Source organism: Burkholderia gladioli (assembly GCF_000959725.1).
GTDB classification, from domain to species: domain Bacteria; phylum Pseudomonadota; class Gammaproteobacteria; order Burkholderiales; family Burkholderiaceae; genus Burkholderia; species Burkholderia gladioli.
On the sequence record NZ_CP009323.1, the window covers coordinates 2,525,372 to 2,552,352 of the forward strand.

21 protein-coding genes, 1 other RNA gene and 1 pseudogene are annotated in these 26,981 nt (G+C 68.0%); 19 read left to right on the forward strand and 4 right to left on the reverse strand.

Annotation, left to right across the window (positions count from 1 at the left end):
- Window positions 1–275: 275 nt before the first annotated feature.
- The 6 genes from BM43_RS28315 (at window position 276) to pdeM (ending at window position 8,487) form a co-directional block, all read left to right on the forward strand.
- Window positions 276–809, forward strand: a complete 534-nt coding sequence (locus BM43_RS28315) for an MBL fold metallo-hydrolase (RefSeq protein ID WP_230676295.1) — start codon at window positions 276–278, stop codon at window positions 807–809.
- 146 nt (window positions 810–955) lie between these two features.
- On the forward strand, window positions 956–1,861 hold the full coding sequence (locus BM43_RS41410) for a hypothetical protein (protein ID WP_036052420.1): 906 nt from the start codon (window positions 956–958) through the stop codon (window positions 1,859–1,861).
- A gap of 395 nt (window positions 1,862–2,256) precedes the next feature.
- Window positions 2,257–3,402, forward strand: coding sequence for a ligase-associated DNA damage response exonuclease (locus BM43_RS28325; RefSeq protein ID WP_036052418.1), 1,146 nt, complete (start codon window positions 2,257–2,259; stop codon window positions 3,400–3,402).
- Window positions 3,399–5,069: an ATP-dependent DNA ligase gene (locus BM43_RS28330; protein ID WP_036052416.1), complete on the forward strand. Its 1,671-nt coding sequence runs from the start codon at window positions 3,399–3,401 to the stop codon at window positions 5,067–5,069. Before BM43_RS28325 ends, BM43_RS28330 begins: the two co-directional genes overlap by 4 nt.
- On the forward strand, window positions 5,066–7,828 hold the full coding sequence (locus tag BM43_RS28335; protein WP_036052409.1) for a ligase-associated DNA damage response DEXH box helicase: 2,763 nt from the start codon (window positions 5,066–5,068) through the stop codon (window positions 7,826–7,828). Before BM43_RS28330 ends, BM43_RS28335 begins: the two co-directional genes overlap by 4 nt.
- On the forward strand, window positions 7,825–8,487 hold the full coding sequence (gene pdeM / locus BM43_RS28340) for a ligase-associated DNA damage response endonuclease PdeM (RefSeq protein ID WP_017918759.1): 663 nt from the start codon (window positions 7,825–7,827) through the stop codon (window positions 8,485–8,487). The genes BM43_RS28335 and pdeM overlap by 4 nt, the downstream gene beginning before the upstream one ends.
- Window positions 8,488–8,604: 117 nt before the next feature.
- Here pdeM and ssrA read toward each other — a convergent pair.
- The 4 genes from ssrA to ompA form a co-directional block, all read right to left on the reverse strand.
- Window positions 8,605–8,974, reverse strand: a transfer-messenger RNA (tmRNA) gene (gene ssrA, locus BM43_RS37870).
- A gap of 12 nt (window positions 8,975–8,986) precedes the next feature.
- Window positions 8,987–9,703 carry an HAD family hydrolase gene (locus BM43_RS28345; RefSeq protein ID WP_017918758.1) on the reverse strand — a complete coding sequence of 239 codons (717 nt, stop codon included), beginning with the start codon at window positions 9,701–9,703 and terminating at the stop codon, window positions 8,987–8,989.
- Window positions 9,704–9,733: 30 nt separating this feature from the next.
- Window positions 9,734–10,432 (reverse strand): bifunctional 2-polyprenyl-6-hydroxyphenol methylase/3-demethylubiquinol 3-O-methyltransferase UbiG, encoded by a 699-nt coding sequence (gene ubiG / locus BM43_RS28350; protein WP_013696990.1) that lies wholly within the window; start codon window positions 10,430–10,432, stop codon window positions 9,734–9,736.
- A gap of 159 nt (window positions 10,433–10,591) precedes the next feature.
- Window positions 10,592–11,248, reverse strand: coding sequence for an outer membrane protein OmpA (gene ompA, locus BM43_RS28355; RefSeq protein WP_013696991.1), 657 nt, complete (start codon window positions 11,246–11,248; stop codon window positions 10,592–10,594).
- A gap of 636 nt (window positions 11,249–11,884) precedes the next feature.
- Here ompA and gyrA point away from each other — a divergent pair.
- From gyrA to rfaE1, 13 genes and pseudogenes are all read left to right on the forward strand, one after another.
- Window positions 11,885–14,500 (forward strand): DNA gyrase subunit A, encoded by a 2,616-nt coding sequence (gene gyrA, locus BM43_RS28360; RefSeq protein WP_017918757.1) that lies wholly within the window; start codon window positions 11,885–11,887, stop codon window positions 14,498–14,500.
- 88 nt (window positions 14,501–14,588) lie between these two features.
- Entirely contained in the window at window positions 14,589–15,191 is a 603-nt protein-coding gene (locus BM43_RS28365; RefSeq protein WP_025100610.1) for a DUF2059 domain-containing protein, read from the forward strand.
- A 160-nt stretch (window positions 15,192–15,351) separates the two neighbouring features.
- Window positions 15,352–16,434 carry a 3-phosphoserine/phosphohydroxythreonine transaminase gene (gene serC / locus BM43_RS28370; protein WP_036037630.1) on the forward strand — a complete coding sequence of 361 codons (1,083 nt, stop codon included), beginning with the start codon at window positions 15,352–15,354 and terminating at the stop codon, window positions 16,432–16,434.
- A gap of 37 nt (window positions 16,435–16,471) precedes the next feature.
- Window positions 16,472–17,554 (forward strand): prephenate dehydratase, encoded by a 1,083-nt coding sequence (gene pheA / locus BM43_RS28375; protein WP_036037632.1) that lies wholly within the window; start codon window positions 16,472–16,474, stop codon window positions 17,552–17,554.
- Between the two features lie 40 nt (window positions 17,555–17,594).
- Window positions 17,595–18,572, forward strand: coding sequence for a prephenate dehydrogenase (locus BM43_RS28380; protein WP_080742259.1), 978 nt, complete (start codon window positions 17,595–17,597; stop codon window positions 18,570–18,572).
- Window positions 18,573–18,582: 10 nt separating this feature from the next.
- Window positions 18,583–19,883, forward strand: a pseudogene (aroA, locus tag BM43_RS28385) (3-phosphoshikimate 1-carboxyvinyltransferase).
- Window positions 19,884–19,896: 13 nt separating this feature from the next.
- Window positions 19,897–20,586: a (d)CMP kinase gene (gene cmk / locus BM43_RS28390; protein WP_036052401.1), complete on the forward strand. Its 690-nt coding sequence runs from the start codon at window positions 19,897–19,899 to the stop codon at window positions 20,584–20,586.
- Window positions 20,587–20,758: 172 nt separating this feature from the next.
- Window positions 20,759–22,489: a 30S ribosomal protein S1 gene (gene rpsA / locus BM43_RS28395; protein ID WP_013696999.1), complete on the forward strand. Its 1,731-nt coding sequence runs from the start codon at window positions 20,759–20,761 to the stop codon at window positions 22,487–22,489.
- A gap of 22 nt (window positions 22,490–22,511) precedes the next feature.
- Complete coding sequence (locus BM43_RS28400; protein ID WP_013697000.1) at window positions 22,512–22,832, forward strand: integration host factor subunit beta; 321 nt, start codon at window positions 22,512–22,514, stop codon at window positions 22,830–22,832.
- Between the two features lie 191 nt (window positions 22,833–23,023).
- Window positions 23,024–23,317 carry a LapA family protein gene (locus BM43_RS28405; protein WP_013697001.1) on the forward strand — a complete coding sequence of 98 codons (294 nt, stop codon included), beginning with the start codon at window positions 23,024–23,026 and terminating at the stop codon, window positions 23,315–23,317.
- Between the two features lie 49 nt (window positions 23,318–23,366).
- Entirely contained in the window at window positions 23,367–24,539 is a 1,173-nt protein-coding gene (lapB, locus tag BM43_RS28410) for a lipopolysaccharide assembly protein LapB (protein WP_036052399.1), read from the forward strand.
- Window positions 24,540–24,610: 71 nt separating this feature from the next.
- Window positions 24,611–26,011 carry a UDP-glucose dehydrogenase family protein gene (locus BM43_RS28415; protein WP_036037641.1) on the forward strand — a complete coding sequence of 467 codons (1,401 nt, stop codon included), beginning with the start codon at window positions 24,611–24,613 and terminating at the stop codon, window positions 26,009–26,011.
- A complete protein-coding gene (gene rfaE1, locus BM43_RS28420) occupies window positions 25,980–26,957 on the forward strand; it encodes a D-glycero-beta-D-manno-heptose-7-phosphate kinase (RefSeq protein ID WP_013697004.1) in 978 nt (325 codons plus the stop codon). The genes BM43_RS28415 and rfaE1 overlap by 32 nt, the downstream gene beginning before the upstream one ends.
- The last annotated feature ends 24 nt before the right edge of the window (window positions 26,958–26,981 follow it).

Genomic DNA, 26,981 nt, shown 5'->3' on the forward strand with positions numbered 1-26,981 from the left:
AGCATGGCTTCCTCCACCAACCGAACAGGAAACTCGCGATGAAGGCGCCAGACCTGACCCTGACGCTGATCGGCGGCCCGACGGTGCTGATCGAATGACGGCGTGCGCCTGCTGACCGATCCGACCTTCGATCCGCCCGGGCGCTACCAGGAGCAGCCGCTTCGCTTCGAGAAGACCACCGGGCCGGCCTTGTCGGTCGAGGAGATCGGCGCGCTCGACGCGGTGCTGCTCAGCCACGACCGCCATTTCGACAATCTCGACCATGCCTGCCGCGCGTGCCGCTGGTCTACACGACGCAGGCCGGGGCGCGGCGGCTGGGCGGCAATGCGCCTGGTCTCGCGCCCTTCGAGACGCGCACGCTGCCGACGCGCGACGGCCTGCGCCTGCTGGTCACGGCGACGCCGGCGCGCCACGGGCCGGTCGGCATCGAGCCGTATTCGGGCGACGTGATCGGCTTCGTGCTCGGCATTGACGAGCCGGGCGACCTGGTCTACGTGACGGGCGACACCGTCTGGTATCAGGGCACGGCGGAAGTCGCGCGGCGCTGCTCGCCGCGCGTGGTGGTGCTGTTCACGGGGGCAGTCGAGCCTCGGGGGCATTTCCGCATGACGATGGGCAGCGAGGATGCGCTCGCGGCGGCGCAGGCGTTTCCCGAGGCACGGCTGGTCGCTGTCCACAACGAAGGCTGGGTGCATCTCAAGGAGACCCAGGCCCAGCTCGAGGACAGCTTCGCCAAGCTCGGCGCGGGCGGGCGCCTCACCGCGCTGGAGCGGGGCCAGCCCTTGCCGATCGGCGAACGCGGCGAGTGAGGATCCGGCCCCTTGCACGTCGGGAGGTCGCGCGGCGCGAATTTTCATCGCCTGCTTCGGATCGGCGTACATCGTTTCCGCCGGCACGGCCTCGCCGTGCCGCTCGCCTTTAGGCTTGGGGAATCTCACCTTCCTCGGGGTTCGACATGTCCCTTGCGATCGGCAACGTGAATGGCAGCAACGGCATCGACGCGCTCGGCGGCGCCAACGGCGCGCAAAGCCAGTTGATCCAGTTGCTGCAGCAGCTCGACAACGCCATCCACCAGTTGCTGGCGCGGATGAGCTCCGACGACGACAACAAGGTCGGCGGGGCATCAGGCGCGGGCGGTGGCGGTTCGCCCGGTTCGTTTCCGCAGCTCGCCGCCGATCCTTCGGGCGCGGCGGGCGGCGGCGGTGCACCGGCGGCTGCGACGCCTGCCGCGGCGACCCCGTCTGCCGTGGCAGCACCGCCGGCCGGCGCCGATGCGAGCACGTCCGGCGGCGGTCCCGCCCCCGCCCCCGCCCCCGGTGCCGCAGGGCTCGGCACCAATGCCGGCGGCGTGCCGCAAGCGGCCGCCAGCAACGGCGTGAGCCCCGATTCGGTGAAGGTGGTGAACACCGGTACCGGCAACGACAAGACCTTCAACGTCACCAACGACACGAATCGCCCCGAGTCCTTCACCTATTCGGTGCAGGGGCAGAACAAGGGGACCATCACGCTGCAGCCGGGGCAGACGGGGACCTTCGTGGCCGGCTCGGGCGATATCGGCGTGCGGATCTCGCCGTCGGACGCGAGCGGCAACACGCATCCCGACGAGGTGCTGTACGAGGACGGCGGCGCCGACAACGGCCAGCCCGGCGGCGCCGGCAATCCCGATATCAGCAAGGTGGACGGCAACAAGGATTTCGGCGGCAACGCGACCAACATGACGGTCACGCTGTCGGACGGCAAGAGCGCCGGCGACGGCGATGCGATCCACGCCTACGCGTATTCGACCGACGATGCCGCCTCGATGGGCCTGGCGGGCGACCCCAGCAAGACCGCGAACATCGTGCTGTCCGACGCGTCCTGACGGCAGCCGGCGAACCGGCCGGCCGCGTTTCTCGACCCCGCCGGCGTGCCCGGCGGGGTTTTCTTTTTGCGGCCAGGCGCTTCGATCCGGGCCGTGACATGCGCGGCGGAGCGACGGGAGCCGCGCGGTGCCGTCGTCGACGGTTTGGCCGTTGGCGCCCCGATCCGCATGCCGCGGTCGAACCCGAGCGCGGCGGGCATGCATCTGGCTAGGGCATGATGAGCGTGTCCGAAACCGTCGCGTCCGCGCTGCCCGCCCAAGCGGTGCGGCGGCGCTGGCGCACCGGGCCCGTAAACCGCAAGCGGCAGTACCGCCGGACGGCGTCTCCGGCCCATGCCTGGGCCCGTTCCGCCCGATTCGCGCCTGCCGTCCCGCAATCCGACGAAGGAAGTGGCGTGGATTCATCCTCCGATCTGATCGTCGCCCGCCCCGAGGGCCTGTACTGCCCGGCCGGCGATTTTTACATCGACCCCTGGCGCCCGGTCGAGCGCGCCGTGATCACGCATGCGCATGCCGACCACGCGCGCCCCGGGCATGGCCGATATCTCGCTGCCCGGCCCGGTGTCGGCGTGCTGCGCTCGCGGCTGCCGCAGGCTCAGGTGCAGGCCCTGCCGTATGGCGAAGCGATCGCGCTCGGCGATGCGCGCGTGTCGCTGCATCCCGCCGGCCACGTGCTGGGCTCGGCGCAGGTGCGCGTCGAGCATGCCGGCCGGGTCTGGGTCGCTTCGGGCGACTACAAGCTGGAGCCGGATCCGACCTGCGCGCCGTTCGAACCGGTGCGGTGCGACACCTTCATCACCGAGTCCACCTTCGGCCTGCCGATCTATCGCTGGGAGCCGACCGCGACGATCCTCGCCGGCATCGACGCGTGGTGGCGCCACAATGCGGCCGAAGGCCGGGCCTCGGTGCTGTTCTGCTATGCGTTCGGCAAGGCGCAGCGCGTGCTGGCCGGCATCGATCGCGGCATCGGCCCGATTTTCTGCCACGGCGCGGTCGAGCCGCTCAATCGCGCGTACCGGGAGGCGGGCGTCGATCTGCCCGACACGCGCCTGGTCTCCGAGGTGCCCGCGCGCGACAAGGCCGCGTTTCGCGGCGCGCTGATCATCGCGCCGCCGTCCGCGCAGGGCAGCGCCTGGATGCGCCGTTTCGGCGACTACAGCGATGCCTTCGCCTCCGGCTGGATGCGCTTGCGCGGCACGCGACGCCGGCGCGGCGTCGATCGCGGCTTCGTGCTCTCGGATCACGCGGATTGGCCGGGGCTGCTGCAGGCGATCGACGCGACGGGCGCCGCTCGCGTGATCGTCACGCATGGACAGGTCGAGCCGATGGTGCGCTGGCTCAATGAGCACGGCAAGCAGGCGGGCGCGTTCGCGACCGAGTACGGCGACGAGGCCGATGAAGGCGCACCCGCGCCGGAGGCGGCGTCGGATGCCGCGCCGAGCGCGGCGGTGGGCGCGGCAGCCGATACGTCGCCCTCGCGGCGGACGCCGCCGTCGGCCCCGGACGCCGGCGAGCACGAGAGCGCGGAGCCCCGGCGATGAAACGATTCGCGGCCCTGTATGCGGCGCTCGATGCGACCACCTCGACCCAGGTGAAGCTCGAGGCGCTGGTCGCCTATTTCTCGGCGGCCGAACCCGAGGATGCCGCCTGGGCTTCGTATTTCCTCGCCGGCGGCAAGCCGCGCCAGTCGGTGCCGACCCGCCTGCTCGCGCAATGCGCGCGCGATCGCGCCGGGCTGCCCGACTGGCTGTTCGAGGAGTCGTATCAGGCGGTCGGCGATCTGGCCGAGACCATCGCGCACGTGCTGCCGCCCGCCACGCGCGCCTCGTCATTGGGCCTGGCGCAATGGATCGAGACGCGCGTGCTGACCTTGCGCGGCAGCGAGCCCGAGGCCCTGCGCGAGCGCCTGGTCGGCTACTGGGACGAGTTGGACTGGAGCGAGCGTTTCCTGCTGACCAAGCTGATCGGCGGCGGATTTCGCGTCGGCGTGTCGCGTCAACTGGTGGTGCGCGCGCTGGCGGCCGTCGCGGGCGTCGATCACAAGCGCATCGCGCAGCGCATGGTCGGCTGGACCGATTCCCGCCAGGCGCCCGACGCCGCGCGCTATCTGCGGCTGATCGCGGCCGAGCCGCAGGGCGATGCCGTCGCCGTCGCCACGCACGAGAGCGATCTCGGGCTGCCCTATCCGTTCTTCCTGGCGCATCCGTTGCAGGCCGATCCGGCCACGCTCGGCCCGATCGGCGACTGGCTGGTGGAGTGGAAATGGGATGGCATCCGCGCGCAACTGGTGAAGCGCGCCGGGCGCGTGTGGATCTGGTCGCGCGGCGAGGACCTGCTGACCGAGCGCTTTCCGGAGCTGGCGGCGCTCGGCGAGGCCTTGCCCGAGGGCACCGTGGTCGACGGCGAAATCCTTGCCTGGGAGCCGGGAGCCGACACGCCGCTGCCGTTCGCGAGGCTGCAGCCGCGCATCACGCGCAAGTCGCTCAGCAAGCGCGTGCTCGCCGATTCGCCGGCCGCGCTGCGCGCCTACGACCTGCTCGAGGAGGGCGGCCGCGACCTGCGCACCGAACCGCTCGCGCGGCGTCGCGCGCGGCTGGAGGCGCTGGCCGAAGCCTTGCCGGCCGGCGAGGCCGGCGTGGCGCTGCGCGTCTCGCCGCTGGTCGAGGCGGCTGACTGGCCGGCGCTGGCGGCGCTGCGCGAGCAGAGCCGCGCGCGCGGCGTCGAAGGACTGATGCTGAAGCAGCGCGCCTCGATGTACGGCGTCGGGCGCACCAAGGCCGCCGGTACCTGGTGGAAGTGGAAGATCGATCCCTACGCGATCGACGCGGTGCTGTTGTACGCGCAGCGCGGCCATGGCCGGCGCGCGAGCCTTTACACGGACTTCACCTTCGCGGTGTGGGACGAGATGGACGGCGTGCGCACCCTGGTGCCGTTCGCCAAGGCGTATTCGGGGCTGACCGACGAGGAGATGCGCCAGGTCGACGCCATCGTGCGGCGTACCACGATCGAGAAGTTCGGCCCGGTGCGCAGCGTGACGCCGAGCCTGGTGTTCGAGATCGGTTTCGAGGGCATCCAGGCCAGCACGCGGCACAAATCGGGGATCGCGGTGCGTTTCCCGCGCATGCTGCGCTGGCGCACCGACAAATCGATCGAGGACGCGGACACGCTGGCGATGCTGAAGGGCTTCCTGGACGAGGCGCCGGCATGAGCGCGGCGCGACGGCGCGATCGGCGCGAGGCAGGGGCGCTCGGCGACGGTGTCGACGTCGAACCCGCCGGCGGGTCGGCAGGCAGAGTCGACACGGGGCACGCCGCGCCTGCCGGCGGCGATTCCGGGCGGGCCGAGACGGCGCCGCCCGGCCGCCGCGCGCCGCGCGGGCGCCGGATTCCATTGAGCCGGGCGGCACAGGCGCGACACGATGCGGCCGCCGAAGCGTTTGTGCCGGCCACCTTCGAATTCGACGCGGCGCGTGCCGCCGAGCCGATCGCCGGGCGGATTGCCGCCTGGTTCGCGTCGCGGCGCCGCGAGCCGTTCGACTTCCAGCGGCAGGTCTGGCACGAGATCGCACGCGGCGCCAGCGGCCTGCTGCATGCCACGACGGGCGCCGGCAAGACCTTGGCGGTCTGGCTCGGCGCGCTGGCCGCCTACGCCGAGGCGAACGCGGCGTGGCCGGGCGCGGCATCGTCCCGCCGCGGCCCGTTGCCGGCGCCGCTGACCGTGCTCTGGATCACGCCGATGCGCGCGCTGGCCGCCGACAGCGCGCGTGCCCTGCAGGGCGCCGTGCTCGACTTGTCGGTGCCCTGGACGGTCGGCCTGCGCACCGGCGACACGCCGTCGAGCGAGCGGGCGCGGCAGGATCGCCGCATGCCGTCGGCGCTCGTGACGACGCCGGAAAGCCTCTCGCTGATGCTCACGCGCGTCGACGCGGGCGACACCTTCGCGCAGCTGCGGCTGGTGGTGGTCGACGAGTGGCACGAACTGCTCGGCAGCAAGCGCGGCACGCAGGTCCAGCTCGCCATCGCGAGGCTCGCGGCGTGGCGGCCGGATCTGCAGGTATGGGGCTTGTCGGCGACGCTCGGCAACCTGCCGCTGGCCAGCGACGCGCTGCTGCACGCGGTGCGCACGCCGCGCGCGCTGGTGCGCGGCACGCTGCCGAAGCCGCTCGTCGTCGATACGCTGATCCCGGACACCATCGAGCGCTTCCCCTGGGGCGGCCATCTCGGCACGCGCCAGGTCGGCGCGGTGGCCGACGGGATCGACGCGGCCGCCAGCGCGCTGGTGTTCACCAACACGCGCTCGCAGGCCGAACTCTGGTACCAGGCCTTGCTCGAACGGCGCCCGGACTGGGCCGGCCTGATCGCGCTGCATCATGGCTCGCTCGACAAGAGCGTTCGCGACTGGGTCGAGCAGGGCCTGAAGGCGGGGCGGCTGAAGGCGGTTGTCTGCACCTCGAGCCTGGATCTCGGCGTCGATTTCCTGCCGGTCGAGCGCGTGTTCCAGATCGGCTCGCCCAAGGGCGTCGCGCGCCTGATGCAGCGCGCCGGCCGCTCGGGTCACGCGCCGGGGCGCACCTCGCGCGTGACCATCGTGCCGACCCATGCGCTGGAACTGGTGGAGGCCGCGGCGGCGCGCTGGGCCATCGAGGGCGGCCGGATCGAGGCGCGCGAGATGCCGCTGAAACCGCTCGACGTGCTGGTCCAGCACCTGGTGACGATCGCGATCGGCGGCGGCTTCCGGCGCGACGCGATGTTCGCCGAGGTGCGACGCGCCTATGCCTACCGGGATCTGGGCGAGGCCGAGTTCGATTGGGCGCTCGCCTTCGTGGAGCGCGGCGGCACCTCGCTGGGCGCCTATCCCGACTATCACCGCGTGGTCGTCGGCGACGACGGGGTCTATCGCGTGCCGCGCGAGGAACTGGTGCGCCGGCATCGCAACAATATCGGCACCATCGTCGGCAACGCGACGATCCAGGTCGCGTTCCTGTCCGGCGGCCGGATCGGGGCGATGGAGGAGTCGTTCGTGGCCCGGCTGAAACCGGGCGACGTGTTCACCTTCGGCGGCCGGGCGCTCGAACTCGTCCGCGTGCGCGACATGACGGCCTACGTGAAGCGCGCGAGCTCGACGCGCGGCGCGATCCCGCAATGGGCCGGCAGCCGGATGCCGCTGTCGTCGGAACTGGCCGAGGCCGCGCTCGCGATGCTCGCGCGGGCCGCCGACGGCATCTTCGACGAGCCGGAAATGCGCGCGGTGCGTCCGCTGCTGGAGTTGCAGGCCGCCTGGTCGGCCTTGCCCGCGCCCGGCGTGCTGGTCGCCGAGGCCGTCCGCAGCCGCGAAGGACATCATTTCTTCTGCTACCCGTTCGCGGGCCGCACCGCGCATGTCGGGCTCGGCTCGCTGATCGCCTGGCGGGTCGCGCGCGAGCGGCCGAGCACCTTCTCGATCTCGATGAACGACTACGGCTTCGAGCTGCTGTCCGCGCAGCCGTTCGACTGGGGCGCGCTGATCGACGGCGGCCTGTTTTCGCCGGATGGACTGGAGCACGACATCCTCGCGAGCCTGAATGCGTCGGAGCTGTCGGCGCGCCGCTTTCGCGAGATCGCCAGGGTGTCGGGGTTGGTGTTCCAGGGACATCCGGCGCAACAGAAAAGCGCGCGGCAACTGCAGGCCTCGAGCGGCCTGTTCTACGAGGTGTTTCGCCGGCACGACAGCGGCAACCTGCTGCTCGCCCAGGCCGACCAGGAGGTGCTGGAGCAGGAGCTCGAGCTGGAGCGGATGCGTGCGGCGCTGGAACGCATGAGCACCAGCCGGCTGGCCTTGAGCACGCCCGACAAGCCGACGCCGTTCGCGTTTCCGTTGATCGTGGGGCGGCTGCGCGAGAAGCTGAGCACCGAGACGCTCGCCGATCGGGTCGCGAGGATGCTCGCGGATCTCGAAAAAACCGCGGCGCGCGGCGGGCGCGGATCATGAGCGCCGATGCGCTGACCATCGAGCTGAACGGCCATCCGCTGATGTTGAGCGCGAAGCGCGCGGCCTTCGATCCGGTGCGCGGCTGCCTGCTGGTCGCGGATGCGCACCTGGGCAAGGACGCGGTGTTTCGCGCGCGCGGCATTCCGGTGCCGGCCGGCTCGACCGGCGAAACGCTGGCGCGGCTCGATCGCTTGATCGCGAGCTATCTGCCGGAATCGATCGTGTTTCTCGGGGATCTGCTGCACGCGCGCGAATCGCATGCGGACGACACCCTGGCACCGCTGCGGGCATGGCGGCGTGCACATCGGGGCTTGCGGCTGGTGCTGGTGGAGGGCAACCACGATCGGCATGCGGGCGCGCTGGCCGCGGAATTCGGCGTGGAGACGGTGGCCGAGCCCTATCGGCTCGGTCCATGGGCGCTGTGCCATCACCCGGGGGAAATCGACGGCGCCTACGCGCTGGCCGGCCACGAGCATCCGGTACTGGCGCTAAAAGGGCAGGGCGACCGCCTGCGGCTGCCGTGTTTTCGCTTCGGCGCGCGCGCGGGCGTGTTGCCGGCGTTCGGCGCGTTCACGGGCGGGCATGATGTGGGGGCGCCTCGTGCGGACGAGCGGCGCTACGTGATCGGCGGCGATCGGGTGTTCCGCGTCGGAGCCTGACGGGCGGCGCGGCGCCAGGCTCGGCGATACGGCAGGCGAGGACGCAACAAAAAACCCGCGGAGCCAGGGGCCGACGCGGGTTTCTTGCTTGATGCCGGTAATGCTCAGGGTATTCGGTGGTGGAGACGGCGGGAATCGAACCCGCGTCCAGAAGCGGTCCACGACCAGTTCTACATGTTTAGTTCTGTCTTTTGATTTAACCGCCACGTCGCGGACGAACACGCTGCGGGACGGCGATCCGCTAGGTTTTCGACCCTGTCGTCGCGGCGCCGACAGGGCTTAACTGACGTAAATGACCTCTGGCGGTATTGCTACCGGTCTTGCGACACTAGCCCGTCAGTGAACTAGGCAGAGGACGGCGGCCCTTAGGCTGCCAGTGCGAACGTTTCGTCGTTTGCAGTTACGTTTTTCCCATTGATTAACGAGGTGACGGGTCCTCGACATGCCCTAGCCGCTTCGCAACCCCTGTCGAAACCAGGTCGCCCCCACGGACCCAACATTATAGCGCAACATTGCGCAGCAGCTCGCGCAATCCCTTCGTGGTCGCGGCGAAATGCTGCGCCTGCCAGCGCTCGGGCGGCACGCCGTCGCCGCAATAGCCGTAGGCGGCCGCGATGGTCGGCATGCCGGCCGCTGCGCCGGCATGGATATCGCGCAGGTCGTCGCCGACATAGACGATGCGTGGCGGTGCGATGCTCATCTGCGCGGCCGCATGCAGCAGCGGCGCCGGATGGGGCTTGGCGTGCGGCGTGGTATCGCCGCAGACGACGCTGGCCGCGCGCGCGGCCAGCCCGAGCAGGGCCACCAGCGGCTCGGTCAGCCGCGTTGCCTTGTTGGTGACGATGCCCCAGCGCACGCCGCGCGCGTCGAGCTCGTCGAGCAGTTCGGCGATGCCGGGAAACAACACCGTCTTCACGCAGAGCGCGCCCGCATAGTTGGCCAGGAACTCCTGGCGCATCGCCTCGTAGCCGGGCGCCTCGGGCGTGATGCCGAAGCCGCCGCCGAGCAGGCCGCGCGCGCCGGCCGAGGCGAGCGGGCGCAGTAGCTCGAGCGGCGTTTCGGCCAGGCCGCGCTCGCGCTGCATCTTGTGGACCGCGCCGGCCAGGTCGGGCGCCGTATCGGCGAGCGTGCCGTCGAGGTCGAACAGGACCGCCTCGCAGTGGGAGAGATCGGCGGCGGCAGTGGCCGGGGCAAGCGGGGAGGCGGGCGTGCTCATGCGTTCGGTAGGCGGGGCAGGGTGGATCGATCAGGCGTGGCGGCGGCAGGCGACCAGGTAATTCACGTCGGTGTCGTTCGACAGCGAGAAGCGCTTGCTCAGCGGCTGGTAGGTGATGCCGCGAATCTCGGCCACGTGCAGGTCGGTCGCGCGGATGAAGCCGGCCAGCTCGGACGGCTTGATGAAGCGCGCGTAATCGTGCGTGCCCTTGGGCAGCAACTGCGCGATGTACTCGGCGCCGATCACGGCCAGCAGGTAGGACTTGAGGTTGCGGTTCAGGGTCGAGAAGAACACCCAGCCGCCCGGCTTGACCAGTGCCGAGCAGGCGGCGATCACGCCGGCCGGCGAGGGTACGTGCTCGAGCATCTCCATGCAGGTGACGACGTCGTAGCTGCCGGGCTCGCGCTCGGCGATCGCCTCGGCGGCGATTGCCTCGTAGTCGACCGTGACGCCGCTCTCCAGGCTGTGCAGGTCGGCCACCCCGAGCGCCTCGGTCGACAGGTCGATGCCCTTGACCTGGGCGCCCAGGCCCGCCATCGATTCGGACAGGATCCCGCCGCCGCAGCCGATGTCCAGCACGCGCTTGCCGGCCAGGTGCGCATGCGCGTCGATCCAGCCGAGACGGACCGGATTGAGGTCGTGCAGCGGTTTGAACTCGGCGTTCGGATCCCACCACTTATGGGCGAGATCGCTGAATTTCTGTAGTTCGTGCGGGTCGGCGTTGGTCATGTCGGCAAGCGAATAGCGCGGAAAGGGAGCGAGCCCCGAGTATATAAGCGGCGGTTGGCGGCTGCCAGCAAGCGGCCGGCGCCGGCCGCCGGAATGAAAAAGCCCCGCCGAGGCGGGGCTTCAAGGCTGCGGTAACCCGAGAGGTTACTGCCTGCCCATTTACTTCTGCACTTGTTGCGTGCCGACCACTTCGACTTCCACGCGGCGGTCCGGAGCCAGGCAGGCGATGAGCTGCTTGCGGTTCTTCTGGTTGCAGCCAGTCGTGACCGGGTTGCGCTTGCCCTTGCCTTCCGTGTAGACCTTGCTCGACTCGACACCCTTGCTGACCAGGTACGACTTGACGGCTTGCGCGCGGCGCAGCGACAGACGGTCGTTGTACTTGTCCGAGCCGATGCGGTCGGTGTAGCCCGTTGCGACCACGACTTCGACGTTCATGCCCTGGATCTTGGCTGCCAGTTCGTCCAGCTTCTGCTTGCCCAGCGGCTTGAGCGTAGCCTTGTCGAAGTCGAACAGTGCGTCAGCTTGATACGTGATCTTCTGGCTCGTGATGGCCGGCGGAGCAACCGGAGCGACCGGCGTCGGAGCCGGTGCCTGCGCGACCAGCGCGCCATCGCACTTCGCGTTCGCCGTGGCCGGCGTCCAGAACGCGTCGCGCCAGCAAAGCTCGTTCGTGCCGTTCATCCACACGTATTCGCCCGTGCCATTCACCCAGTTGTCATTCACGGCTTGTCGCGATGCCGGCACCGATTGTGCCGAAGCGGATGCAGCCACTACTGCGGTAGCTGCAATGAACGCGAGCTTTGAAAATTTATTCATATTTCTCCTCTCGAAATTGAGATTACCGCAGGTTTACTGCGAGCCTGATGACGATGACAAGTCATACATTGCTCGGAGTATAACATTGGTGCGACACAAAAAACGCGCCGCCACTCCCTGGGAGCAGCGTCTGAATTTCAGTGCTTCGGCATTTTGCCATATCGTTCCCGTCCCACGAAAAAAAATCCTCCCCACCCTAAGAAGCCCCTGGCGATTGTGGTTCCAGTGCAACAGGCGCTTGCAGGATGTTTCAAGGATTGTCAAGAAAAACCGCAGGAGGTGACACGCTTTCGACACAATCCTCGGTTCCGTTGCGCGTGAGCGATTCTGGCAAAACCGTCGATGATGGTCGGCGGCGATGGCAGCGGTGTGTCGATCCGGCGAAATCGCGCCGGGCAGTGCCAGCGAAATGCATGCCCGGGATCGGCTCGATGTGGGTGCGCGACGGGCATGATTCAGCCGCACCCGGCGTCCTGCCTCGGCGCGGCGGCCCAGCGGCAAAAAATCGCTATATCTATATAGAGGGGGCAAGGGCGTCGGGGCAGATTTGCCGCATGGTAGAATCGCACGTTACGTCGTAACTACGGCGTTTACGCGAAAGGCGGTCCCGTCTTCGCTCCGAAACGATACGGATACATGGATCAATTCGCCAAAGAGACCCTGCCCATCTCCCTAGAGGAGGAAATGCGCCGTTCGTATCTCGATTACGCGATGAGCGTGATCGTCGGACGTGCCCTCCCGGATGTCCGCGACGGCCTGAAGCCCGTGCATCGGCGCGTGCTGTTCGCGATGCACGAACTGAACAACGACTGGAACCGGGCCTACAAGAAGTCGGCGCGTATCGTCGGCGATGTGATCGGTAAGTACCACCCGCACGGCGATAGCGCCGTCTACGACACCATCGTCCGGATGGCGCAGGATTTCTCGCTGCGCTACATGCTGGTCGACGGCCAGGGCAACTTCGGTTCGGTCGACGGCGACAATGCCGCCGCGATGCGCTACACCGAAATCCGCATGGCGAAGATCGGCCACGAGCTGTTGGTCGACATCGACAAGGAAACGGTCGACTTCGGGCCCAACTACGACGGCAGCGAAAGCGAGCCGTTGATCCTGCCGGCGCGCATCCCGAACCTGCTGATCAACGGTTCGTCGGGCATCGCGGTCGGCATGGCCACCAACATCCCGCCGCACAACCTGTCGGAAGTGGTCGATGCCTGCCATCACCTGCTCGCCAATCCGCAGGCCTCGATCGACGAGCTGATCGAGATCATTCCCGCCCCCGATTTCCCGACCGCCGGCATCATCTACGGCGTCGCCGGCGTGCGCGACGGCTACCGCACCGGCCGCGGCCGGGTGGTGATGCGCGCCACCACGCACTTCGAGGAAATCGATCGCGGCCAGCGCATGGCGATCATCGTCGACGAGCTGCCCTATCAGGTGAACAAGCGCTCGCTGCTGGAGCGCATCGCCGAACTGGTCAACGAGAAGAAGCTCGAGGGCATCTCCGACATCCGCGACGAGTCCGACAAGAGCGGCATGCGCGTGGTGATCGAGCTCAAGCGCGGCGAAGTGCCCGAGGTGGTGCTGAACAACCTCTACAAGTCGACGCAGCTGCAGGACACCTTCGGCATGAACATGGTCGCGCTGGTCGACGGCCAGCCGAAGCTGCTGAACCTGAAGGAGATGCTCGAATGCTTCCTCGCGCATCGTCGCGAGGTGCTGACGCGGCGCACCATCTATGAACTGCGCAAGGCCCGCGAGCGCGGCCACGTGCTGGAAGGCCTGGCTGTCGCGCTGGCCAACATCGACGACTTCATCGAGCTGATCAAGGCCGCGCCGACGCCGCCGATCGCGCGCCAGGAACTGATGGCGCGTTCCTGGGATTCGTCGCTGGTGCGCGAGATGCTGGCGCGTGCCGAGGCCGAGAACGCCGCGGCGGGCGGGCGCGAGGCCTATCGTCCGGAAGGGCTGAACCCGGCCTTCGGGATGCAGGCCGATGGCAAGTACAACCTGTCCGAGACCCAGGCCCAGGAAATCCTGCAGATGCGTCTGCAGCGCCTGACTGGCCTCGAGCAGGACAAGATCATCGGCGAGTACCGCGAGGTGATGGCGCAGATCGCCGACCTGCTCGATATCCTGGCGCGCCCGGAGCGGATTACCACCATCATCGGCGAGGAGCTGACGGCGGTGAAGAGCGAGTTCGGCGACGCGCGCCGTTCGCGCATCGAGCTGAACGCCACCGAGCTGAACACCGAGGACCTGATCACGCCGCAGGACATGGTGGTGACCATGTCGCATGCCGGCTACGTGAAGTCGCAGCCACTGTCCGAGTACCGGGCGCAGAAGCGCGGCGGGCGCGGCAAGCAGGCCACGCAGATGAAGGAAGACGACTGGATCGAGACGCTCTTCATCGCCAACACGCACGACTACATCCTGTGCTTCTCGAACCGCGGCCGTGTCTACTGGGTCAAGGTCTACGAGGTGCCGCAGGGTTCGCGCAACTCGCGCGGCCGGCCGATCGTCAACATGTTCCCGCTGCAGGACGGCGAGAAGATCAACGTGGTGCTGCCGGTCAAGGAATTCTCGGCCGACAAGTACGTGTTCATGGGCACCTCGCTCGGCACCGTGAAGAAGACCCCGCTCGAGGCCTTCAGCCGGCCGCTGAAGAAGGGCATTATCGCGGTCGGCCTCGACGAGGGCGATTTCCTGATCGGCGCGGCGATCACCGACGGCGAGCACGACGTGATGCTGTTCTCCGATTCGGGCAAGGCGGTGCGCTTCGACGAGAACGACGTGCGCCCGATGGGCCGCGAGGCGCGCGGCGTGCGCGGCATGCAGCTCGAGGACGGCCAGCAGGTGATCGCCATGCTGGTGGCCGGCGGCGAGGAGCAGTCGGTGCTGACCGCCACCGAGAACGGCTACGGCAAGCGCACCCCGATCACCGAGTACACGCGCCACGGCCGCGGCACGAAGGGCATGATCGCGATCCAGACCTCCGAGCGCAACGGCAAGGTGGTGGCCGCCACCCTGGTCGAGCCGGAAAGCGAGATCATGCTGATCACCACGGCGGGCGTGCTGATCCGCACGCGCGTTTCGGAGATCCGCGAGATGGGACGGGCTACGCAAGGTGTTACACTCATCAGTCTCGATGAGGGCACCAGGCTTTCGGGCCTGCAGCAGATCGCCGAGGCGGATGCGGATAGCGAAATCGACGCCGACGACGCCTCCGAATCGGAGGGCGGCGACGCCTGAGGCGGCTGCCCGCCGCCCGTACCCGAGCCGCTGAGCGGCCGGGGCGGGCGGTGCAAGAAATCGTTCATATTTCCATGAGGGAGTGATGATGCAAAAACAATTCAAGCAACTGGTGCTGCTGGCAGCCATCGTGCCGACGTTCGCCATGGCGCAGTCGCTGTCGAACCAGGCGCCGGCTGCTTCGGCCGTGGCAGCAGCACCGATCGACGCCGACAAGAAGGCGGCGATCAGCGACCTGCTGAACGCCATCGACGCACCGAAGCTGGTTGGCGCGATCGCCAACAGCGCGGAAATGCAGTCGAAGCAGCTCGTGCCGGCGATCCTGTCGGACGCGCTGTCGGAAAACAAGACGCTGACGGACGCGCAGAAGCAAGCCGCCGTGCCGAGCCTGCAGAAGAACTCGGTGCAGAAGCTGGTTGACGGCGCTGGCAAGGTGTTCGATTCGCAAGGTTTCAAGAACGACGCGATGCAGGCTCAGTACGACGCTTACGCGAAGTACTACAGCACCTCGGAAATCAAGGACCTGACGACGTTCTACAAGAGCCCGACGGGCCGCAAGTTCATCCAGGTGCAGGACCAGGTCGGCCGCGATGTGGTCAACGGCCTGATGCAGAAGTACATGCCGCAAGCGATCCAGGCAACCCGCGCCCAGGCCGACAAGGAAGTCGCGGCCGTCAAGCCGGGCAAGTAAGCACGCGTTCCTGCCCCCGCCGGCGCGAGCGCGCCGGTTTGGCGGGGCGGCAACGTCGGTGCGATAATGGCCGTTTGCGCGTGAGCGCAAGCGGCCATTCCTTTTCTGGCGCGGCATCCGGCGGGTTCCGGGTGCGCCGCGTCCCTCCCGAGGTTCCAAGATGCGCGTTTTCAATTTCTCCGCCGGTCCCGCGGCCATGCCCGAGGACGTGCTGCGCCAGGCAGCCGACGAGATGCTCGACTGGAATGGCAGCGGCATGAGCGTGATGGAGATGAGCCATCGCGGCCGCGAGTTCACCTCGATCCATGAAACCGCGCTGGCCGACCTGCGTGAGTTGCTGGCCGTGCCGGACAACTACCGCGTGCTGTTCCTGCAGGGCGGCGGCATCGCCGAGAACGCGATCGTGCCGATGAACCTGCTCGGCACGCGCCAGAACGTCGACTTCGTGGTGACCGGCTCCTGGTCGCAGAAGTCGTTCAAGGAAGCGCAGAAGTACGGCACTTCGCACCTGGCCGCCACCGGCCGAACCGAGGACGGGTTCACGCGCGTGCCGGCCTTCTCCGAATGGCAGATGTCGGCCGATCCGGCCTATGTGCATCTGTGCACCAACGAGACCATCGACGGCGTCGAGACCTTCGACATCCCCGATACCGGCAGCGTGCCGCTGGTGGCGGATGTCTCCTCGCACATCCTGTCGCGCCCGCTCGACATCAGCCGCTACGGCGCGCTGTTCGGCGGCGCGCAGAAGAACATCGGCATGGCGGGCGTCACGCTGGTGATCGTGCGCGAGGACCTGCTCGAACGTGCGCTGCCGATCTGCCCATCGGCCTTCGAATGGAAGACGGTGGCCGCCAACAATTCGATGTACAACACGCCGCCCACCTATGCGATCTACATCGCCGGGCTGGTGTTCAAGTGGCTGAAGGCGCAGGGCGGCCTGGAGGCGATCGAGGCGCGCAACGTCGAGAAGGCGGCGCTGCTCTACGACGCGATCGACGCCAGCAGCTTCTATCTCAACAAGGTGGAGAAAAACGCGCGTTCGCGCATGAACGTGCCGTTCTTCCTCGCCGACGAAACGCGCAACGAAGACTTCCTTGCCGGCGCGAAAGCGCGCGGGCTGCTGCAGCTGAAGGGCCACAAGTCCGTCGGCGGCATGCGGGCGTCGATCTACAACGCGGTGCCGCTCGCGGGCGTGAAGGCGCTCGTCGAGTACATGAAGGATTTCGAGCGCGGCCAGGCCTGACGGCTTCGGGCGCGTTCATCAAGCACGGCTATTCAGCATGGACGACGAACTCAACTCCCGACTCAAACCCCTGCGCGAGCGTATCGACGCGATCGATACGCAACTGATCGCGCTGCTGAACCAGCGCGCCGCGGTGGCGCTCGAGGTCGGCGAGGTCAAGAAGGAATTCAAGGCACCGGTGTTCCGCCCCGAGCGCGAGCAGCAGGTGATCGCGCGTCTGCAGGAGATGAGCGAGGGGCCGCTGGTCGGCGAGCACATCAATGCGATCTGGCGCGAGATCATGGCCGCCAGCCGCTCGCTGGAAAAGACCATCCGCGTGTCCTTCCTCGGGCCGATCGGCACCTACAGCGAACAGGCGATGTTCGAATACTTCGGGCAATCGATCGAGGGGCTGCCCTGCCCGTCGATCGACGAGGTGTTCCGCGGCGTCGAGGCCGGCGCCTCGGAATTCGGCATCGTGCCGGTCGAGAATTCGGCCGAGGGCGCGGTCTCGCGCACGCTCGACCTGCTGCTGCACACGCAGTTGCTGATCGGCGGCGAGCTGTCGCTGCCGATCCACCACAACCTGCTCTCGCGAAGCGGCAGCCTCGACGGCGTGAAGCGCGTCTGCGCGCATGCGCAGTCGCTCGCGCAATGCCAGCGCTGGCTGGCCGCCAACGCGCCGCACCTTGAGCGCCAGGCGGTGGCGAGCAACGCCGAGGCGGCGCGCCTGGCCGCCGACGATCCCAGCGTGGCGGCGATCGCGGGCGACCGCGCGGCGATCCATTACGGCCTGCAGATCGCCTATTCGATGATCCAGGACGATCCGCACAACCGCACCCGCTTCGTCACCATCGGCCGCGCGCCGACCGGGCCCAGCGGCTGCGACCAGACCTCGCTGATCGTGTCGGTCAAGAACGAGCCGGGCGCCGTGTTCAAGCTGCTCGAGCCGCTCGCGCGGCACGGCGTGTCGATGACGCGCTTCGAGTCGCGGCCGGCGCGAGTCGGCACCTGGGAGTATTACTTCTATATCGACATCGAGGGCCATCGCGACGACGCGTCGGTGGCGGCGGCCCTGACGGAGCTCGGCGGCAAGGCCGCGTTCCTGAAGATCCTCGGTTCGTATCCGCGCGCGCGCTGAAGCCCGGGGCGCTGCGGCCACGGCCCGGCGCCGCATCGCTATGTCCATCCCCGCGCGGGCTTCGGCTCGCGCGTTTAACCTGGCCACTGCCGTGTCTGATTTTTCGTTCAACAAACTGGTGATTTTCGGCGTCGGCCTGATCGGCGGCTCGCTGGCGCGCGCGCTGCGCGAGCGCGGCACCGCGCAGGCCGGCCGCGTGATCGGCGTCGGCCGTTCGCCGGCCTCGGTCGAACGCGCGCGCGAGCTGGGCGTGGTCGACGCGATCGCCTCGCTCGACGACGAGGCGCAACTGCGCGCCGCGCTCGATGGCGCCGACCTGGTGCTGCTGGCCGTGCCGGTCGCGCAGACCGGGCCGCTGCTGGCGCGCATCGCGCCGCTGCTCGATTCCGCCACCATCGTCACCGACGCCGGCAGTACCAAGTCCGACGTGGTGGCGGCCGCGCGCGCCGCGCTCGGCGAGAAGATCGCCCAGTTCGTGCCGGCCCACCCGATCGCCGGGCGCGAATCGAGCGGCGTCGAGGCCGCGCTGCCCGATCTCTACGTCGGCCGCAACGTGGTGATCTGCGCGCTGCCCGAGAACCCGGCCGCCTCGGTCGAACGGGTCGACGCGATGTGGCGCGCCACCGGCGCGGTGACGCGCACCATGGACCCGGCCCAGCACGACCGCGTGTTCGCCGCCGTCAGCCACCTGCCGCACGTGCTGTCGTTCGCGCTGGTCGAGCAGATCCTCGGCGAGGCCGACGCGGAACTGAAGTTCTCGTTTGCCGCCGGCGGCTTCCGCGATTTCACGCGGATCGCGGCCTCCAGCCCCGAGATGTGGCGCGATGTCTGTGTCGCCAACCGCAGCGCGCTGCTCGACGAGCTCGACGCCTACACGCGCGTGCTGGCACGCCTGCGCGAGGCGATCGAGGCCGGCGACGGCGCGGCGCTCGAGGCAGTGTTCGTCCGTTCGCGCGCGGCGCGCACGGCATGGCAGGAGCGCGGCGGCAAGCCCGCCTCCGGCCCGGTTCAGTCTTAACAGGATCATTATGGAATTCCTCGATCTCGGTCCGTATTCCCAGGCTTCGGGCACGGTGCGCCTGCCCGGCTCGAAGAGCATCTCGAACCGCGTGCTGCTGCTGGCCGCGTTGTCCGAGGGGGTGACGACGATCACCAACCTGCTCGACTCCGACGACACGCGCGTGATGCTGGCCGCGCTGGCCGCGTTGGGCGTGACGCTGTCGCGCGACGGCGACACCTGCGTGGTGACCGGCGCGGGCGGCGCGTTCCCCGCCAAGACGGCCGACCTGTTCCTCGGCAATGCCGGCACCGCGGTGCGCCCGCTGACGGCCGCGCTGGCCGTGAACGGCGGCGATTACCGCGTGCATGGCGTGCCGCGCATGCACGAGCGGCCGATCGGCGATCTGGTCGACGGGTTGCGCCAGATCGGCGCCGCGATCGACTACGAGCAGAACGAAGGTTTCCCGCCGCTGCGGATCCGCCCGGCCGCGATCGCGATCGACGGCCCGATCCGGGTGCGCGGCGATGTCTCCAGCCAGTTCCTGACCGCGCTGCTGATGGCGCTGCCGCTGGTCGGCCAGCCGGGCGGCGCGAGCGTGCTGGAGGTGGAGGGCGAGCTGATCTCCAAGCCCTATATCGAGATCACCATCAAGCTGATGGCGCGCTTCGGCGTGCAGGTCGAGCGCGACGGCTGGCAGCGCTTCACGGTGCCGTCCACGCGCTACCGTTCGCCGGGCTCGATCATGGTGGAGGGCGATGCCTCCTCGGCTTCCTACTTCCTGGCGGCCGGCGCGCTCGGCGGCGGCCCGCTGCGGGTCGAGGGCGTCGGCCGCGCCAGCATCCAGGGCGACGTCGGTTTCGCCTCGGCGCTGATGCGCATGGGCGCGAACGTCTCGATGGCGACGACTGGATCGAGGTGCGCGGGATCGGCCACGATCACGGCAAGCTCGAGCCGATCGACATGGACTTCAATCTGATCCCCGACGCGGCGATGACGATCGCGGTCGCCGCGCTGTTCGCCGACGGCACCAGCACGCTGCGCAACATCGCCAGCTGGCGCGTCAAGGAAACCGACCGGATCGCCGCGATGGCGACCGAGCTGCGCAAGGTCGGTGCGACCGTGGAGGAGGGCACCGACTACCTGGTGGTGACGCCGCCCGCGCAACTGCTGCCGAACGCGGCGATCGACACCTACGACGACCACCGCATGGCGATGTGCTTCTCGCTGGTCAGCCTAGGCGGCGTGCCGGTGCGCATCAACGACCCGAAGTGCGTGGCCAAGACCTTCCCCGACTATTTCGACCGTTTCACCGCGCTCGCCGGGCGCTGAGCCGTTTGTCCAGATGAAATCGACCCGACCATTCCATCCGACCCCCGTCATCACGATCGACGGCCCGACCGCCTCCGGCAAGGGCACCGTCGCCGCGCTGGTGGCGGCCCACCTCGGTTTCCACCTGCTCGACAGTGGCGCGTTGTACCGGCTCGCTGCGCTCGCGAGCCAGCGCTACGGGATCGAGCCCGACGACGAGGCGGGGCTGGCGAAGCTGGTCGACGACCTGCACATCACCTTCCGCGAGGGCTGCGCGCAGCTCGACGGGGTCGATGTTTCCGACCAGATCCGCGCCGAGGCGGTCGGCAACCGCGCCTCGGCGATCGCCGTGCACGGCGGCGTGCGAGCCGCGCTGGTGGCGCGCCAGCGGGCATTCCGCAAGACTCCGGGGCTGGTCGCGGACGGCCGCGACATGGGCACCGTGATCTTCCCCGACGCCGGCCTCAAGGTGTTCCTGACGGCGAGTGTCGAGGCCCGCGCGGCGCGCCGGTATAAGCAATTGATGCAAAAAGGTTTTTCTGCTAATATTGACAACTTGCTCCAGGATTTGCGTGAGCGGGACGCGCGGGACAGCAATCGCGCGGCCTCGCCGCTCAAGCCCGCGGAGGATGCGAAGCTGCTCGATACCTCGGGCCTGACGATCGAACAAGCGGTCGAGCAGGTTCTGGCCTGGTACCGGGAAGCCTCGGGCCAGCCGGCCTGAACCTGGCGGTGGCGCAACGAATCAGGCAGTACCCGCAGCATGCAGTGGCAGTAGGTGCTTCAGGCGTCCGGCGCGGGCCGGTTCCCGAAGCGTGTTTCAACCCTTAACCCCGTGTGGCGATCGCACCGCCAGCCAGGCCAGGTGGCCCAGGCAAGAGAGACGGCGCGGCACCATGCACAATCCGATTTTTATGTCCGACCTGCAAACCTCCACCCCGAATACCGAATCCTTTGCGGCCCTGTTCGAAGAGTCGCTGACCCGTCAAGACATGCGCGCCGGCGAAGTGATCTCCGCCGAAGTCGTGCGTGTCGACCACAACTTCGTGGTCGTCAACGCGGGTCTCAAGTCCGAGGCCTACATTCCCATCGAGGAATTCCTGAACGATCAGGGCGAGGTTGAGGTCCAGTCGGGCGATTTCGTTTCCGTCGCGATCGACGCGCTGGAAAACGGCTATGGCGACACGATCCTGTCGCGCGACAAGGCGAAGCGCCTGGCTTCGTGGCTGTCGCTGGAAAAGGCACTCGACAACAACGAACTCGTCACCGGCACCATCACGGGCAAGGTGAAGGGCGGCATGACCGTGATGGTCAACGGCATCCGTGCCTTCCTGCCGGGTTCGCTGGTCGATACGCGTCCGGTCAAGGACACCACGCCGTACGAAGGCAAGACGCTCGAGTTCCGCGTCATCAAGCTCGATCGCAAGCGCAACAACGTGGTGCTGTCGCGCCGCGCCGTCATCGAAGCCACCCAGGGTGAAGAGCGCGCCAAGCTGCTCGAGACGCTGAAGGAAGGCGCGATCGTCAACGGCGTGGTCAAGAACATCACCGACTACGGCGCGTTCGTCGACCTCGGCGGCATCGACGGCCTGCTGCACATCACCGACATCGCATGGCGTCGCGTGCGTCACCCGAGCGAAGTCCTCTCGGTTGGCCAGGAAGTCACCGCCAAGATCCTCAAGTTCGACCAGGAAAAGAACCGCGTCTCGCTGGGCATCAAGCAGCTGGGCGACGATCCGTGGGAAGGCATCTCGCGCCGTTACCCGTCGGGCACGCGCCTGTTCGGCAAGGTCACCAACATCACCGACTACGGCGCATTCGTCGAAGTGGAATCGGGCATCGAAGGCCTGGTTCACGTGTCGGAAATGGACTGGACCAACAAGAACGTCGCACCCTCGAAGGTTGTCCAGCTGGGCGACGAAGTCGAAGTCATGGTCCTCGAGATCGACGAAGACCGTCGTCGTATCAGCCTCGGCATGAAGCAGTGCAAGCCGAACCCGTGGGATGACTTCAGCCGCAACTTCAAGAAGGGCGACAAGATCACCGGCGCCATCAAGTCGATCACCGACTTCGGCGTGTTCATCGGTCTGCCTGGCGGCATCGATGGCCTGGTCCACCTGTCGGACCTGTCGTGGAGCGAGTCGGGCGAGGAAGCCGTTCGCAAGTACAAGAAGGGCGACGAAGTCGAAGCCATCGTGCTGGGCATCGATGTCGAGAAGGAACGCATCTCGCTGGGCATCAAGCAGCTCGAAGGCGATCCGTTCAGCAACTACGTCGCGATGAACGACAAGGGCTCGATCGTCGACGGCGTCGTGAAGACGGTCGACGCGAAGGGTGCCGTCGTCACGCTGACGGGCGACGTCGAAGGCTACCTGCGCGCATCGGAAATCTCGCAGGATCGCGTCGAAGACGCACGCAACGTGCTGAAGGAAGGCGACAAGGTCAACGCGATGGTGATCAACATCGATCGCAAGTCGCGCGGTATCAACCTGTCGATCAAGGCCAAGGATTCGGCTGAGCAGCAAGAAGCCATCCGCGGTCTGCAATCCGACAGCAGCTCGGCTGCCACCGGCACGACGAACCTCGGCGCTCTGCTGAAGGCAAAGCTCGACGGCCAGAACCAGTAAGCCTCGCGAGGTCTGCTGAAGTATGACCAAATCCGAGTTGGTCGCCCAGTTGGCAACGCGATTTCCGCAACTTGTCCTCAAGGATGCGGATTTCGCGGTGAAAACGATGCTCGATGCGATGTCGGACGCTTTGTCCAAAGGGCATCGCATCGAAATTCGCGGCTTCGGCAGCTTCGGTCTCAACCGCCGTCCGGCCCGCGTGGGCCGCAACCCGAAGTCGGGCGAGAAGGTGCAGGTACCCGAGAAGTACGTACCGCATTTCAAGCCCGGCAAGGAGTTGCGCGAACGTGTCGATGGCCGCGCCGGCGAACCGTTGAAGAACGACAGCGACGACGACGAGTGATCGTCTCGTTGCCCGAAGCCCTGCCAACCGGCATGGCTGTGAAAAGCGCCCCTAGCGGGCGCTTTTTTTATGCCTGCCGCCGCCTGCGCGGATCGGATGCGCGGTTGGCGAAACGCTTCCATTACAATACGGGCACTTCAGGCGCGGCGCAGCGAGAGCACGCACGCGCAACAAGTTGACAGGAGGGCTCCATGAAATTCGTCGTCTGGCTGATCCGTGTGCTGGTGTTCGTGCTGCTGCTGGTGCTGGCGCTGGCCAATACGCAAACCGCGACGCTCAACTTCCTCGCCGGCTATAACTGGCAGGCACCGCTGATCCTGATCGGCCTGGCATTCTTCGGCGTCGGCCTGATCGCCGGCCTGCTCTCGGCGCTGCCGGCCGTGCTGCGCATGCGTCTCGAGAACGGACGCCTCAAGCGCGACCTGCGTTCGGCCCGCGAGACCCCGGTGGTAGTCGACCAGCCGCCGATGCCGCCCGTCATTTAACGATCGTCGGGCCGCCGCACGCGCGGCCCCGACCTAGCCTCGATACCTCATGGATCTGGATTTCTGGTGGCTGCTGGCCATCCCCGTCGCGTTCGCCTTCGGCTGGGCGGCGTCCCGCTACGACCTCAAGAAGCTGTTGTCGGAGAATGCGAACCTGCCGCGCTCGTATTTTCGCGGCCTCAATTTCCTGCTCAACGAGCAACCCGACCAGGCCATCGATGCCTTCATCGAGGTCGCCAAGCTCGATCCCGAGACGGTCGAGCTGCACTTCGCGCTCGGCAACCTGTTCCGCCGGCGCGGCGAAACCGATCGCGCGATCCGCGTCCACCAGAACCTGCTGAACCGCGACGACCTGCCCGTCAACGAGCGCGATCACGCGTTGTACGAGCTGGGCCAGGATTTCCTTAAGGCCGGGCTGCTCGATCGCGCCGAGGAATCCTTCCACCGCCTCGCCGACGGCGATTACGCGCTCGGCGCGCAGCGCGCGCTGCTGACCATCTACGGCATCGAGAAGGACTGGAACAAGTCGATCCAGACGGCGCGCAAGATCGAGACCATGAGCGGCAGTTCGCTGTCGACCGAAATCGCGCAGTTCCATTGCGAGCTGGCCGGCGAGGCGCTGGCCAGGAAGGATGGCGCGGCAGCGGCCCAGCAGTTGCGCGAGGCGCTGGCCGTGAATCCGCACAACGTGCGCGCCACCATCCTGTCGGGCGAGGCGGCCGAGGCCGCCGGCGATCACCAGGCGGCGATCGCCCATTGGCGTCGCGTCGAGCAGCAGAACGCCGCCTACCTGCCCTTGGTGGCCGAGAAGCTGATGAAGGCCTATATCGCGCGCGGGCAGGCGGCCGAAGGCGCCGAACTGCTGACCGACTATGCCGATCGTTATCCCTCGAACGATCTGCTCGACGTCGCCTTCCAGTACGTGGCCGAGCTGCGCGGCGCCGATGCCGCGCACACGCTGGCGCGCACCCAGATGCAGAAGGCGCCGAACCTGTCCGGCATGCTGCACCTGCTCGATGCGCAGATCGCCACGGCCGACGAGCCGCGTCGCGGCGAACTCGAGATGATGCGCGCGCTGGTCAAGCAACGGACCAAGAACCTGCCGCGCTACACCTGCCACGACTGCGGTTTCCGCGCACGCCTGTTCTACTGGCAGTGCCCCGGCTGCAGCGGCTGGGAGACCTACGCACCGCGGCGTGTCGAGGCCGGCGTCGCCAACTAGGCGCACCACACTCCGTCACGAATGCGGCGCAGAATCATGCTTAACCTCCGGAACGAATCACCGGGAAACCTATGAAAATCACCATCATCGGCACCGGCTACGTCGGTCTCGTCACGGGCGCCTGTCTCGCCGAGATCGGCCATGACGTGTTCTGTCTCGACGTCGATCCGCGCAAGATCGAGATCCTGAACCAGGGCGGGATCCCGATCCACGAACCCGGCCTCAAGGAAATCATCGCGCGCACGCGCGCGGCCGGCCGGATCACGTTCTCGACCGACGTCGCGGCCAGCGTCGCGCATGGCGAGATCCAGTTCATCGCGGTGGGCACGCCGCCCGACGAGGACGGCTCGGCCGACCTGCAATACGTGCTCGAGGCGGCCCGCAATATCGGTCGCCACATGACCGAGGCGAAGGTGATCGTCGACAAGTCGACGGTGCCGGTCGGCACCGCCCTGCGCGTGCATGGCGTGGTGGCCGAGGCGCTCGCGGCGCGCGGGCTCGGCAACAGTCCCGCGCATCGTTTCTCGGTGGTCTCGAACCCGGAATTCCTGAAGGAAGGCGCGGCCGTCGAGGACTTCATGCGGCCCGACCGCATCGTGATCGGCGTCGACGACGACGAGGTGGGCAACGTGGCGCGCGAGAAGATGAAGAAGCTCTACGCGCCGTTCAACCGCAATCACGAGCGCACCATCTACATGGACGTGCGCTCGGCCGAATTCACCAAGTACGCCGCCAATGCGATGCTGGCCACGCGCATCTCGTTCATGAACGAGATGTCGAACCTGGCCGAGCGCGTGGGTGCCGACATCGAGGCGGTGCGCCGCGGCATCGGCTCCGATCCGCGCATCGGCTATCACTTCCTCTATGCCGGCGTCGGCTACGGCGGCTCGTGCTTCCCGAAGGACGTGCAGGCGCTGATCCGCACTGCGGCCGAGAACGGCCAGCCGCTGCGGATCCTCGACGCGGTCGAGGCCGTCAACCACGCGCAGAAGAGCGTGCTGCTGGCCAAGATCGAGCAGCGCTTCGGCACCGATCTGTCGGGGCGCACCTTCGCCGTCTGGGGCCTGGCCTTCAAGCCCAATACCGACGACATGCGCGAGGCGCCGAGCCGAACCCTGATCGCCTCGCTGCTGGCGCGCGGCGCTTCGGTGCGCGCCTACGATCCGGTCGCGATCGACGAGGCGCGCCGCGTGTTCGCGCTCGACCTGGGCGACGATGCCGCCGCGCAGGCGGGCCTGGCCTTCGTGCCGAGCAAGGAAGAGGCCGTCACGGGCGCCGACGCGCTGGTGGTGGTCACCGAATGGAAGGAATTCAAGAGTCCCGACTTCGCGCATCTGAAGTCGGTGCTCAACGCGCCGGTGATCTTCGACGGGCGCAATCTCTACGAACCCGAGGCGATGGCCGAACTCGGGATCGACTACCACGCTATCGGACGTCCGCATGTCGCAGCCCAATCCTCCGCGCGCGGCTGAGGCCGCCGCCAGCGTCGCGACGGTGCCGCGCGAACGGCTCGCCGCATCGCGCGTGCTTGTGGTCGGCGACGTGATGCTCGACCGCTACTGGTTCGGCAACGTCAACCGGATCTCGCCCGAGGCGCCGGTGCCGGTGGTGCATGTGCAGCGGCAGGAAGAGCGGCTCGGCGGCGCGGCCAACGTGGCGCGCAACATCGTCACGCTCGGCGCGAACGCGGGCCTGCTCTGCGTGGTCGGCACCGACGAGCCGGGCGAGCGCATCGTCGGCCTGCTTGGCGAGAGCGGCGTGGAAACCCACCTCGAGCGCGACGCGCAACTGCCCACCACCATCAAGCTGCGCGTGCTGGCTCAGCAGCAGCAGTTGCTGCGCGTGGACTTCGAGGCCTCGCCCCAGCACGAGGTGCTGCTGGCGGGGCTGGCGCGCTTCGACACGCTGCTGCCCTCGCACGGCGTGGTGCTGATGTCCGACTACGCCAAGGGCGGCCTCACGCATGTCACCACCATGATCGCCAAGGCGCGCGCGGCGGGCCTGCCGGTGCTGGTCGACCCGAAGGGCGCCGACTGGGCGCGCTACCGCGGTGCCTCGCTGATCACGCCGAACCGGGCCGAGCTGCGCGAAGTAGTGGGTGGCTGGCATTCCGAGGACGACCTGCGCGCGCGGGTGCGCGAGCTGCGCGCCTCGCTGGCGCTCGACGCGCTGCTGCTGACGCGCTCGGAAGAGGGCATGACGCTGTTCTCCGAGGCCGGCGAGCTGAACGTGCCGGCGCTCGCGCGCGAGGTGTTCGACGTGTCCGGCGCGGGCGACACGGTGATCGCCACCGTCGCGGCCATGCTCGGCGCGGGGCTCTCGCTCGACGCGGCCGTGATGCTGGCCAATCGCGCGGCCGGCATCGTGGTCGGCAAGCTCGGCACGGCCACCGTCGAATATGGCGAACTGTTCAACTGAGCGACGCGCGCGATGCGCGCCGCT

Excerpts from the sequence above, each read along its gene's own strand:
- BM43_RS28415 (WP_036037641.1), top strand. The coding sequence starts at position 24,611 with ATGAAAATCACCATCATCGGCACCGGCTACGTCGGTCTCGTCACGGGC.
- rpsA (WP_013696999.1), top strand. The coding sequence starts at position 20,759 with ATGCACAATCCGATTTTTATGTCCGACCTGCAAACCTCCACCCCGAAT.
- BM43_RS28330 (WP_036052416.1), top strand. The coding sequence starts at position 3,399 with ATGAAACGATTCGCGGCCCTGTATGCGGCGCTCGATGCGACCACCTCG.
- cmk (WP_036052401.1), top strand. The coding sequence starts at position 19,897 with ATGAAATCGACCCGACCATTCCATCCGACCCCCGTCATCACGATCGAC.
- BM43_RS28405 (WP_013697001.1), top strand. The coding sequence starts at position 23,024 with ATGAAATTCGTCGTCTGGCTGATCCGTGTGCTGGTGTTCGTGCTGCTG.
- pdeM (WP_017918759.1), top strand. The coding sequence starts at position 7,825 with ATGAGCGCCGATGCGCTGACCATCGAGCTGAACGGCCATCCGCTGATG.
- BM43_RS28365 (WP_025100610.1), top strand. The coding sequence starts at position 14,589 with ATGCAAAAACAATTCAAGCAACTGGTGCTGCTGGCAGCCATCGTGCCG.
- ompA (WP_013696991.1), bottom strand. The coding sequence starts at position 11,248 with ATGAATAAATTTTCAAAGCTCGCGTTCATTGCAGCTACCGCAGTAGTG.
- BM43_RS28345 (WP_017918758.1), bottom strand. The coding sequence starts at position 9,703 with ATGAGCACGCCCGCCTCCCCGCTTGCCCCGGCCACTGCCGCCGCCGAT.
- BM43_RS28400 (WP_013697000.1), top strand. The coding sequence starts at position 22,512 with ATGACCAAATCCGAGTTGGTCGCCCAGTTGGCAACGCGATTTCCGCAA.
- BM43_RS41410 (WP_036052420.1), top strand. The coding sequence starts at position 956 with ATGTCCCTTGCGATCGGCAACGTGAATGGCAGCAACGGCATCGACGCG.
- serC (WP_036037630.1), top strand. The coding sequence starts at position 15,352 with ATGCGCGTTTTCAATTTCTCCGCCGGTCCCGCGGCCATGCCCGAGGAC.
- lapB (WP_036052399.1), top strand. The coding sequence starts at position 23,367 with ATGGATCTGGATTTCTGGTGGCTGCTGGCCATCCCCGTCGCGTTCGCC.
- BM43_RS28335 (WP_036052409.1), top strand. The coding sequence starts at position 5,066 with ATGAGCGCGGCGCGACGGCGCGATCGGCGCGAGGCAGGGGCGCTCGGC.
- pheA (WP_036037632.1), top strand. The coding sequence starts at position 16,472 with ATGGACGACGAACTCAACTCCCGACTCAAACCCCTGCGCGAGCGTATC.
- rfaE1 (WP_013697004.1), top strand. The coding sequence starts at position 25,980 with ATGTCGCAGCCCAATCCTCCGCGCGCGGCTGAGGCCGCCGCCAGCGTC.
- BM43_RS28380 (WP_080742259.1), top strand. The coding sequence starts at position 17,595 with ATGTCCATCCCCGCGCGGGCTTCGGCTCGCGCGTTTAACCTGGCCACT.
- ubiG (WP_013696990.1), bottom strand. The coding sequence starts at position 10,432 with ATGACCAACGCCGACCCGCACGAACTACAGAAATTCAGCGATCTCGCC.
- gyrA (WP_017918757.1), top strand. The coding sequence starts at position 11,885 with ATGGATCAATTCGCCAAAGAGACCCTGCCCATCTCCCTAGAGGAGGAA.